The 9,920-nt window shown below is 33.1% G+C and carries 11 protein-coding genes; all 11 read right to left on the bottom strand.

Annotation, left to right across the window (positions count from 1 at the left end; genetic code table 11):
- Window positions 1–69: 69 nt before the first annotated feature.
- Window positions 70–1,926 carry a peptidase M61 gene (locus tag B3J44_RS18605; RefSeq protein ID WP_286970337.1) on the bottom strand — a complete coding sequence of 619 codons (1,857 nt, stop codon included), beginning with the start codon at window positions 1,924–1,926 and terminating at the stop codon, window positions 70–72.
- 110 nt (window positions 1,927–2,036) lie between these two features.
- On the bottom strand, window positions 2,037–2,315 hold the full coding sequence (locus B3J44_RS18600; protein WP_095929894.1) for a DUF2805 domain-containing protein: 279 nt from the start codon (window positions 2,313–2,315) through the stop codon (window positions 2,037–2,039).
- A gap of 121 nt (window positions 2,316–2,436) precedes the next feature.
- Window positions 2,437–3,264: a sterol desaturase family protein gene (locus B3J44_RS18595; protein ID WP_286970335.1), complete on the bottom strand. Its 828-nt coding sequence runs from the start codon at window positions 3,262–3,264 to the stop codon at window positions 2,437–2,439.
- Window positions 3,265–3,377: 113 nt separating this feature from the next.
- Complete coding sequence (locus tag B3J44_RS18590; protein WP_198856983.1) at window positions 3,378–3,617, bottom strand: GlsB/YeaQ/YmgE family stress response membrane protein; 240 nt, start codon at window positions 3,615–3,617, stop codon at window positions 3,378–3,380.
- 42 nt (window positions 3,618–3,659) lie between these two features.
- On the bottom strand, window positions 3,660–4,367 hold the full coding sequence (gene aqpZ, locus B3J44_RS18585; protein ID WP_198856984.1) for an aquaporin Z: 708 nt from the start codon (window positions 4,365–4,367) through the stop codon (window positions 3,660–3,662).
- Between the two features lie 25 nt (window positions 4,368–4,392).
- The gene (locus tag B3J44_RS18580) at window positions 4,393–4,749 is read right to left on the bottom strand and encodes a DoxX family protein (RefSeq protein ID WP_286970331.1); all 357 of its coding nucleotides are present in this window, start codon (window positions 4,747–4,749) and stop codon (window positions 4,393–4,395) included.
- A gap of 88 nt (window positions 4,750–4,837) precedes the next feature.
- On the bottom strand, window positions 4,838–5,737 hold the full coding sequence (locus B3J44_RS18575; protein WP_198856986.1) for an EamA family transporter: 900 nt from the start codon (window positions 5,735–5,737) through the stop codon (window positions 4,838–4,840).
- Window positions 5,738–5,958: 221 nt separating this feature from the next.
- Complete coding sequence (locus B3J44_RS18570) at window positions 5,959–7,083, bottom strand: peptidylprolyl isomerase (protein ID WP_286970327.1); 1,125 nt, start codon at window positions 7,081–7,083, stop codon at window positions 5,959–5,961.
- Between the two features lie 29 nt (window positions 7,084–7,112).
- Window positions 7,113–8,189, bottom strand: coding sequence for a peptidylprolyl isomerase (locus tag B3J44_RS18565; RefSeq protein ID WP_286970325.1), 1,077 nt, complete (start codon window positions 8,187–8,189; stop codon window positions 7,113–7,115).
- 15 nt (window positions 8,190–8,204) lie between these two features.
- Entirely contained in the window at window positions 8,205–8,858 is a 654-nt protein-coding gene (gene gldI / locus B3J44_RS18560) for a gliding motility-associated peptidyl-prolyl isomerase GldI (RefSeq protein WP_286970322.1), read from the bottom strand.
- 8 nt (window positions 8,859–8,866) lie between these two features.
- Window positions 8,867–9,874 carry a DHH family phosphoesterase gene (locus tag B3J44_RS18555; protein ID WP_286970320.1) on the bottom strand — a complete coding sequence of 336 codons (1,008 nt, stop codon included), beginning with the start codon at window positions 9,872–9,874 and terminating at the stop codon, window positions 8,867–8,869.
- Window positions 9,875–9,920 lie beyond the last annotated feature (46 nt).

Here is a 9,920-nt window from a genome sequence, read left to right as displayed (position 1 = left end):
CAAAGTTCTTAGAAGACATAAAAAAAACCGACAATCACTTGTCGGTTTTTTTTATATCGTAAAAAGAAATTATCCTTTTAACCATGCATTTTTAAGTTTTTCTTTTGAAGCATCAGTTGCTTTAAAAGTTTCAGACTCTTCAAATGGTAACTTTACAGTTCCTTTTATAGTTTCTTCTTTTGTGCCGCGTTTTACTTTAAGTGTAATTGGATCATTTTCTTTCCAGTTTTCACTTTCAGTAATTAAATCATAAATGTTATCTAAGTTGTATGATTTATTGTTTACAGCTAAAATTTTATCTCCACCTTTTAAGTTCAAATTTTTAAAGAATGCAATTGATTCTGAATCAGGGCGAACAGCAATTTCTTTTGTTGCTTTGTCAATAGTAATGTATGGAGTTTGACCTTTAATAAACGGATTTCCAGCTTTTTTCTCAGTTGATTTTGTAACTCCAACTTTAGCTAAATAAAAATCGTAAGGAATTGGAGTTGTTCCAGCAACATATTTATTCAAAAAGTCACCAACTTCAGGATAAGTTAAAGAAGTGATTTTTGCGAATAATTCATCGTCATTAAAAGGTTTTTCAATACCATATTCATCAGATAATTTGTGCATCAAATCTAGAATTCCTCTTTCGCCATTACTTTTTTCTCTAATGATAATGTCAATACACATACCAATTAAAGCTCCTTTTTGGTATACATTTAAGTATTGGTCTTTATATGGTTGTTCTAAAACATTTTTACTCATTACAGTGAATGACATTGTATCGTCTAAACTTTTAGACTGTTCAATTTTATCAGCAATACGAGAATAGAATTCAGCTTCGTCAATTAAACCTTGGTTAATTTGGAAAAGATTAGCAAAATATTCTGTTACACCTTCGTACATCCATAAGTGCTCAGACATTTGTGGCGCATTGTAATCAAAATACTGAATTTCTTTTGAGTGAATAGTTAAAGGAGTAACGATATGAAAGAATTCGTGAGAAACTACATCTTTCATAGATTCTACCAATTTTTCTTTTGGCATAGACTCAGGTAAAACTACAGTTGTAGCCGTTGGGTGCTCTAAAGCTCCAAAACCGTGAGCATCATCCTTTGCCATGCTAGATAAATACAATAACACAGTATACTTTTTAGTAGAATTGACTTTTCCTAAAAAGTTTTTCTGAGCTGTCATCATAGTTTTCATTTCTGGAGTAATGCTTTCAGCAGTGTATTTTCCAGTAGGAGAGTAAACTGCAATTAAGATATCCATTCCGTTTACATTAAAAGTAGTGTAATCAGGTTTAGAATACATAATTGGGTTTTCTACCAAAACAGCATAACGAGAAGTTGTAAATACATCAGAAGTATTGCTTGCATCTTGGTCTGTCATAGAAGTAGCTCCCCAAAGCGTCTCAGGATGCGTAATAGTAACTTTGTACGGAATATCTAATTTATCTTTAAAATACCCTACAAAACCATGAGTGTTAACCATGAAATTTTTTCCAGCATCGATGTTTGTTCCTGCTGGAGAAAAAACGTCATCATTTCCAAATCCGGTTCCTTTTTCTGTATCAAAAGTATCGTTTACTAGATAAGTGATTTTCTTTAATGTTTTTGCGTTTGAAATAGACCAAGAATTATCGTCTAATCTTTTTACAGTAAGTGTATTTCCTTTAGCATCAAATGCTTTGAAATCTTCTGAATATTTTCCGTAATTATCTGTTGAATATGTACCAGGAACTGTTTTCGGAATACTATAAACAATTTCATCGGTTTTAATGGCTGGTGGTGTAACTGTTACTAAAACTTTATCGTCCTTAACATCAGTTAGATTGATATTAACTTCAACTATATTGCTTTTCGCGGCTCCCGTGCTCCCTGTTTTACAGCTCCAAAAAGTGACCGCTAGAGCTAAGGTGTAAAGTATTTTTTTCATTTGTATATGTTTAGTTAATTATATTTGACACAAAAAGTCTAGAAAAGTTACTAAAAAATCACATTAATTTAAAAAATAAAAAAAAACTCCTGAAAAACAGGAGCTTTATGTTAGTCTAATTTATTCTTGATATAATACTTTCCATCCAAATCTTCATCAAAATCATCTATTTTTACTGGTTTTGGTTTTGGTTTATTTGCAATTGCCTTCTTTTTCCACATCTCAAATTTTTCAAGAGGCATTTTCTTTTTCATGATGTCTAGGACTTCTTTTTCTGCCAATCCAAATTCTTTCTTTATAATTTCAAATGGATTTCTTTCTTCTAAAGCTAGCGAAACAAGTCTTTCAATTTGTTCCGGAGTTAATTCTTTGCGGCTACTCTTTTTCATCTCGTGAAAATTAATTCAAAATAGGGTGTTAATTATTAATAGATTGATTTTCAATTTCTGTATCAATATTAAAAAAAAAAATAATAAGTTGGTTCAGTAAAGTTCAATTTTTTTAATGATTTTAACTGTTTTTGAAGGATCTTGATTTTTGAAATGGAATTTTTAACAGATTCTTTAATTCATTGTTTTCTTCGGGTAGCATGTGAGTATCTACGCCATAAATGAGCTGATCTTTGGGTAAATAGGTAAAGGTTCCAAAAAGGCGATCCCAAATAGAGAAAATATTTCCATAATTACTATCTGTATAGGGCAAAACATAATGATGATGCACTTTATGCATATTTGGAGAAACAATAAAATAACTCAAGAAAATATCCAATTTGTCTGGAAGCGAAATATTGGCATGGTTAAATTGTGAAGCAATAACAGATAATGACTGATAAAGAAAAACCATCCACATTGGAGCGCCTACAATCAAAACACCCAAAGTAGTAAAAACAAAACGAACTACACTCTCTCCCGGATGGTGTCTGTTTGCTGTTGTAGTATCGATCCAAGTATCTGTATGATGGATCAAATGAAATTGCCACAGAATTTTTACTTTGTGCTCAACCAAATGCGCTAAATAAGCGCCAATTAAATCCAAGAGCAATAATCCAATTATGGTATAAAGCCAAATTGGCATTTGAGGTAACCACTGCAGAATTCCAAAATTATGGTCGATGGTCCATGCGGCGGTTCTTATCAAAATAAAAGCCAGAATAAAGTTGACGACAATTGTGGTAAACGTGAAGAAGAAATTAATTCCTGCATGAGGCCATTTTTTGTACTGCATTTTAAACAAAGGAAAACTGTTTTCGATGAGCCAGAAAATGGTAATGCCACCAACTAAAATTAAACTTCTATGCAAAGAAGGAATTGTAGAAAAATAATTAATAATGTCATTCATGGTACACAAATATTTGAATTAATTAAAACTTTCTTTCGATTTTATTCAAAGAAAAAGAGAAAACCAAATATAAATATATCCGATTTTCTCTTTAGAAATTATTATTTAAGGTATTATTTTTTGATGAGGCTTATTATAAACAATAAAACCCAAGCACCTCCTACAGCAATTATAATCTGCCAAAGAAGCCCGCCACCGCCAATACCAAGTTTCCCAGCAATCCAGCCGCCAATAAATCCGCCAATGATTCCGACAATAATATTACCAATTAATCCGAAACCTGCACCTTTCCATATTTGACCAGCTAGCCAGCCAGAAATTGCACCAATAAGTAAGAAATATAAAAACGCCATATTTAATTTTTAAATTTAAGGTTATGATTATTTAAAGCAATATTAAGCTTCGTTATGATTTTGTAGTAATGTTTTATAAAGGAAACCAGCAGCTAATGCACCAAGAATAGGAGCGACCCAAAATAGCCAAACTTGAGATAATGGTTCTCCGCCCACAAAAATTGCTTGAGACAAAGATCTCGCTGGATTTACAGAAGTGTTGGTAATTGGAATACTGATTAAATGGATTAAGGTTAAAGCCAGACCGATTGCGATTCCTGCAAATCTTCCGTTTGCAAATTTATCAGTTGCTCCTAAAATCACTAATAAGAAGAATAGGGTAAGCACAAATTCGGCGATGAAACAAGCTTGTAACGAATAACCATCAGGAGAAAAAGCCCCAAAACCATTAGAAGCAAAGGCTCCCGCTTTTGTACTATCAATTGCAAAACCAGCTTTTCCAGAGGCTATAGTGTATAAAGTTCCTGCAGCAGCAGCAGCTCCAACACATTGTGCAATGATGTACGGAATAAGATCTTTAGCAGAGAATCTTCCGCCTGCCCATAAACCAAAAGAAACAGCAGGATTAAAATGACCGCCAGAAATATGGCCAACAGCATATGCCATTGTAAGTACAGTTAAACCAAAAGCTAGTGCAACACCTGCAAATCCGATTCCTAAATTTGGAATTCCTGCTGCAAAAAGAGCGCTTCCGCATCCGCCAAAAACAAGCCAATAAGTTCCAAAAAACTCTGCAAATAATTTTTTCATAATAAAATAATTTAAATGGTTAATGTTAGAATGTATATTGGTAAGCCCAATAAATTAAAACAATTTGTAAGGGTAAACGTACAAATAAAATCCATGTTGGTAAACCAAAGCCTGCTTTTTTATTTTGAAGCATGTACAAATTGGCAGGAAAAACAGCAATTAATAGCATTATAATTCCCCAGGCGGCAAAATTTGTAGTAAAAGGCAGGATTAGAAAGATGCCTAGAATAATCTCAGCGGCACCACTTAAAATATTTATTAATTTGGGGTTTTTAAATGCGGGCGGAATGATTTTTATATACATTCCAGGTTTTCTAAAATGATTTATCCCAGCAAGAATATATAAGGAAGCCATTAAATATAAATTCCAAGGTAAGTTCATGATATTTAGTTGTTTATCACGAATTTATGAAAAAAATTAACAATTATTGCATTACAGATATGATTTTTTTAACAATGCGTATTTTGAGTTATTTTTTTGACTTAAAATTTACATTCATAATAATTATGGCAAGTATAATCAAGACAATACCAACCCATTGAGAGAAGATCACTTTCTCATCTAATAATACATAGGCCATTGTTACAGAAACGGGAAGTTCAAGTGCAGAAACGATACTTCCTAATCCAATTCCTGTTAGAGGAAAACCTGCAGTCATTAAAAGTGGCGGAATAATGGTTCCAAACAAAGACAAGACAATTCCCCATTTTAAGAAAATGTCAAGATTGAAAGCTGTTACTTGTGTTGCAAAAGCAAACGAAAAAACAATAATAGCACCACCAAGAAGCATGTAAAGGCTTCTTTGAGCTGAAGAAATTTCGGTAGCAACACGATTAGCAGTAAACATAGTTGTGGTAAAAGAAGCAGCAGCCAGCATTCCCCAACCTAAACCTCTCCAGTCTAGTTCGATATCATTATGTATAAGATTTGTAGCTAAAACAGTTCCGAAAAGAACTATAAAAACAGCAATTACTTTTTGTTTGGAAGGTAACTTCTTTTCTAAAAACATTTCGAGCAAAACCCCCATCCAAACGGTTTGCATCAATAAAACAATTCCAATAGAAACAGGAATGTATTTTACAGCCAAGTAATAAAATAAGCTGGTCATTCCTAATGAAGTTCCTGCAAGCATTAAATTGAAAATATTTTTTGGAGATGCTTTTACAGCCGAATTCTTGTTTTTAACGCGTTGAAATAGATTGATTATAAGAATACCTAAAATTCCGTATATAAACTGTGATGTCGTTACTTCTGCAGTTGTGTATCCTTCAGAATAGGCCATTTTTACAAAAGTAGCCAACATTCCGTAAGTAGTTGCTCCTAGAGCAACAAGAAAAACACCTTTTAATACATTATTTTGCGACGTCATAAATTATCTTTTTTAAAAAATTAAGCCGGCAAAGGTAAGTTATTTTGTTTAGGATTTTATCGTACTATGTTGAAAATAGTAATTTAATGACAAAATAAATCGGTTTTGAAGTCTTGAATTAAGAATTATTCAAAAAAAGAAAATAATAAAAAAAGAGAAAAGCCATCAAGAATAATCCTGATGGCTTTTTATTTGTAAAGAATAAATGTACTCTCTAATAATTAGTTAGGCTGGTTTTGATAAGTTTCGATTTCGAAAATTAAAGTTGCATTTGGTGGAATTACACCTCCAGCACCTTTTTCTCCGTAAGCTAAGTTTGAAGGCAAGAAGAAAACTGCTTTTTCTCCGTCTGTCATCATATCAAGAGCTTCAAGAAATCCAGGAATCATTCCGTCTTTTTTACCAACTGTAAAAGGAAATGCTTTGTAACCGCCTTGAGCATCTCTATTAGCATCGTATTTTCCGTATGCTTTTGCTACCTGAGCCATACTGCTGTCAAACAAATTACCGTCTTCAAAATATCCTGCGTAGTGAAAGTAGATTGTAGAACCTTCAGCACCTTTAACGCCAGTACCTTTTTGAGTAATTACATATTTTAAACCAGAAGCAGTTGCTGTTGCTTTTGCCTTTGCATCTTTAAAATAAGCCGCTTTAGCTGTAACTACTTTTTTAGCTTCCTCTTTTTTAGCAGCTTCTTTTTTAACATCATCGCTTAAAACCTTTAGAGCATCAAATTTCTTTGCTGCTGCACCTTTGCGTGTAATAACAATTTTTGTCATTACATCGTCTTGAACAATTTTATTTACGTTATCCATTCCAGAAACTACGTGACCAAAAATCGTATGTTTTCCGTTTAACCAAGGAGTATCTTTATGTGTAATAAAAAACTGGCTTCCGTTTGTTGCAGGACCAGAATTTGCCATTGCAAGAACACCGCCTTTTTCAAATTTTAAATCGTCAACAAATTCATCTTTAAATGAATATCCTGGACCTCCAGAACCATTTCCGTCAGGATCACCACCTTGAATCATAAAATCATTAATAACTCTATGAAATTTTAATCCGTTATAAAATGGTTTTCCTTTAAGAGATGCTTTAACGTTCGGGTTTGTACCTTCTGCCAAAGTAATAAAGTTGGCAACAGTTACAGGAGCTTTTACATATTCTAAAGAAAGAACAATGTCTCCTTTTGTAGTAGAAATTGTTGCAAAAATTCCTTCATCAGAGTTTGTTGATGCAACTGCTGTACTTGTAGGTTTTGCTGCTGGTTTTGTCGCAGGCTTTTTAGTTTGAGCTTGTATATTTACTATTGCTAGGCAAAATAAAAATAGAAATTTAAATTTCATTGCTTTTAAATTTTAAGTCTATAATTTAATTATGGTTTTTCTGAAATCTGGATTTCGAAAATAATATTAGCGTTTGGCGGAATTACACCTCCTGCACCAGTAGCTCCATATGCCAAGTGAGATGGAATGAAAAGAACAGCTTTGTCTCCATAAGATAATTGTTCAACTCCTTCGATAAAACCAGGGATTAAACCGTCTTTTTTACCAGCTTGAAATTGAATTGGTTGATATCCGTTCTGTTGTGCTCTTGCAGGATCAAATTTCCCGAATTCTTTTGCAACTTCCTCAATGCTAGTGTCAAAAAGAGTTCCGTTCTCAAGGAAACCAGCATATTTAATATAGATTTGATTTCCTGCAACAGGTTTTTTACCGCTTCCTTTTTCTGTAATTACATATTCTAAACCACTTGTAGTTTTAGTAGCTTTTGCTTTTAAAGCAGCATAAGAATCTACTTTTTCTTTTTGAGCTCCAGCATATTTCTGCTGTTCTTTTGCGATGTCAGCAAAATAGTCGTGGAATACTTTTACAGCATCGAATTTTTTTGCTGCCTCACCATTTCTGATAATAGTTACAGAAACGATATTATCGCCTTGAACAACTTTATTTACTACTTCTTGATCTTTTGCACTTACAACATGACCAAAAATAGTATGTAAGTTGTCTAACCAAGGAGTTTCAACGTGAGTGATAAAAAACTGGCTGCTATTTGTTCCAGGACCGTTGTTTGCCATTGCCAAAATACCAGCTTTGTCAAATTTTAAATCTGAGAATTCATCTTTAAATTTATATCCAGTATCTCCAGAACCAGTTCCTAATGGATCACCGCTTTGAATCATGAAATTTTCAATAACTCTATGGAATTTTAAACCATCAAAAAAAGGTTTCTTTTTTAATTCTTCGTGTGTTACAAACTCGTTTTTACCTTCGGCTAAAGTCACAAAATTAGCCACTGTTATAGGCGCTTTTTTGTAATCAAGTTCTACAATAATATGCCCTTTGTTTGTTTCGATATCAGCGTATAAACCATCAGGAAGATTATTGTGATCGTCTTTACAAGAATAAAATGAGCTTACGGCTATTAATAATAATAAGATACTCTTTTTCATTTTGAGATATTGTTTTTATTGAGTTAATGTGTCTTTTTTTGCTGATGGAGCAGGTTTTGCAACTGCTGCTTTTGGCGTTGCGGCTGAAGGTTGGGTAGCAGGTTTTGCTATTTGTGCCGCAGGATCTGGAACAAAATTTCTAAGCGTAATAGTAACAATTAGAGATTCGTTTGTACCAATTTTTTTATTGTCTCCGTGATATCCGTATGCCATGTGCGATGGAAATAGAAACGTAACAGTTTCATTTTTATGCATTCTTTTGATTCCGTCGCGAAGTCCCATCATGATGTCTTGTTTGTCTACATAATAAGTCTGTGGGCCAAGATCTGAATCAGAATAGATAGTATTACCTTTAATGTCTTTTACTTCCATATTAAAGTAAGCGATATCACCTTTTCTTGGAGCTGCGGTTTCGTTTGTATTTCTTTCGTCATAATAAAACCAATAGCCTTTTGGGGTAGCGTAATATTTTACTTTCGGATTGCTTTTAATTATTTTCTTAATGACCTCTTCTTCATTTGCTACTAATTTTTTGTTTCGGTCAGCCGATTTTTTCATGAATGTTCCCGACGCTCTAGAAATAGGTCTTCTGGCTTCTTCATGATGTTTACAGCTGCTTAATAAAACTGTAAAAAGCAAAGTGTAAATGCTAAGTTTTAGGTAGTTCATGATTTGGACTATAATTTTAGTTTCTTTACTAAATCTTCAAATTTATTAACTGTTTCTTCCATTGAAACTTCAGATCTTCCGCCAGCTGCATTGCTATGTCCGCCACCATTGAAATGATCTCGTGCAAATTGATTTACATCAAAGCCTCCTTGTGAACGGAATGAAATCTTGATAATGCCTTCGTCTTTATTTTCGATAAAAATAGCAGTAAAAACAATATCTTTTATACTTAAGCCATAATTAACAATTCCTTCAGTATCACCTTTAACATAATTAAAAGAATCTAGCTCTTCTTGTGTTAACGTCATATATGAAGTTTTATGATCTTCAAGTATCTTCATATTTTGCAGAGCGCGTCCTAATAATTGCAATCTGCTGAAAGAGCTATTGTCGAAAAGCAATACCGGAATCTGAGTGTTTTCAACTCCCAAATCAATTAATTCGGCAATAATTCTGTGTGTGTTTCCTGTTGTTCCTGGAAAACGGAATGAACCAGAATCGGTTAAAATTCCAGTATAAATACAAGTTGCAATGGTTTTATCGATATCTTCTTTTTTATTTAAGAAAGTAATAAAGTTATAAACCATTTCGCAAGTAGATCCGTATGAAGTATCTGAATAAGTATAAGCAGCATAATCATCAGGTTTTTGATGATGATCGATCATAATGAAAGTTGCTTTCAATTTTTCTAAAGCTTGCTCCATCATTTCGCCAGTACGGTGAAAAGCATTAAAATCAAGCGTAAAAATAATTTCAGCTTCTTCTAAAAGCTGTGTGCAGATTTCAGTTTCTTTTTCGAATATTTTTACTGTTTCAGATCCTGGTAGCCAAGCTAAAAAATTAGGAAAATCGTTCGGAGCAATTACTGTTGCCTGATGATTGTTTTTTATTAAAAAATGGTACAAACCCAATGTTGATCCCATTGCATCGCCATCTGGTCCTCTGTGCGGAATTATGACGATTTTTTTTGGGGTGGCGAGTAATAATTGAATCGCTTGAATATCTTGTATTTTCATAGTGTGCGAATTTACATTTTTTAATGTAATGCTGAAAATAATTTTA

Source organism: Flavobacterium sp. UBA4854, from assembly GCF_002399805.1.
Lineage (GTDB): Bacteria > Bacteroidota > Bacteroidia > Flavobacteriales > Flavobacteriaceae > Flavobacterium > Flavobacterium ginsengisoli.
This window is presented reverse-complemented; position numbering and strand designations above follow the sequence as displayed.

What these genes read in the sequence shown, in the direction of transcription:
- B3J44_RS18605 (WP_286970337.1), bottom strand. Translation starts at nt 1,926, where the DNA reads ATGAAAAAAATACTTTACACCTTAGCTCTAGCGGTCACTTTTTGGAGC.
- B3J44_RS18600 (WP_095929894.1), bottom strand. Translation starts at nt 2,315, where the DNA reads ATGAAAAAGAGTAGCCGCAAAGAATTAACTCCGGAACAAATTGAAAGA.
- B3J44_RS18595 (WP_286970335.1), bottom strand. Translation starts at nt 3,264, where the DNA reads ATGAATGACATTATTAATTATTTTTCTACAATTCCTTCTTTGCATAGA.
- B3J44_RS18590 (WP_198856983.1), bottom strand. Translation starts at nt 3,617, where the DNA reads ATGGCGTTTTTATATTTCTTACTTATTGGTGCAATTTCTGGCTGGCTA.
- aqpZ (WP_198856984.1), bottom strand. Translation starts at nt 4,367, where the DNA reads ATGAAAAAATTATTTGCAGAGTTTTTTGGAACTTATTGGCTTGTTTTT.
- B3J44_RS18580 (WP_286970331.1), bottom strand. Translation starts at nt 4,749, where the DNA reads ATGAACTTACCTTGGAATTTATATTTAATGGCTTCCTTATATATTCTT.
- B3J44_RS18575 (WP_198856986.1), bottom strand. Translation starts at nt 5,737, where the DNA reads ATGACGTCGCAAAATAATGTATTAAAAGGTGTTTTTCTTGTTGCTCTA.
- B3J44_RS18570 (WP_286970327.1), bottom strand. Translation starts at nt 7,083, where the DNA reads ATGAAATTTAAATTTCTATTTTTATTTTGCCTAGCAATAGTAAATATA.
- B3J44_RS18565 (WP_286970325.1), bottom strand. Translation starts at nt 8,189, where the DNA reads ATGAAAAAGAGTATCTTATTATTATTAATAGCCGTAAGCTCATTTTAT.
- gldI (WP_286970322.1), bottom strand. Translation starts at nt 8,858, where the DNA reads ATGAACTACCTAAAACTTAGCATTTACACTTTGCTTTTTACAGTTTTA.
- B3J44_RS18555 (WP_286970320.1), bottom strand. Translation starts at nt 9,874, where the DNA reads ATGAAAATACAAGATATTCAAGCGATTCAATTATTACTCGCCACCCCA.